1 pseudogene is annotated in these 243 nt (G+C 37.0%); it reads right to left on the bottom strand.

Annotated elements, in window-relative coordinates:
• Nucleotides 1–243, bottom strand: a pseudogene (locus FRY74_RS12955) (hypothetical protein); the annotation flags it as partial.

Below are 243 nucleotides of genomic sequence, written 5' to 3' on the forward strand. Positions count from 1 at the left end.
ACTTGATTAACAGCACTTGTTGTTGGTGCTGCCGTATCGGATATGCTTACATTTACTTGTAGTCTTATGCTACTCTCACATCCTTCTACATTCTCTTGTGTTGCATAATAATCTTCGCCATCTACTAATAAGTCTGTTCCTAATAATGGTGTTGTTGTCACATTATCTGCATACCATAATACATTATTTCCAGTAACATCTAAATCGCCTACTGTTGGTGTTGCATTATCTGCCACACAGAAT

Origin of the sequence: Vicingus serpentipes, assembly GCF_007993035.1 — a bacterium.
Classification (GTDB): Bacteria; Bacteroidota; Bacteroidia; order Flavobacteriales_E; family Vicingaceae; genus Vicingus; species Vicingus serpentipes.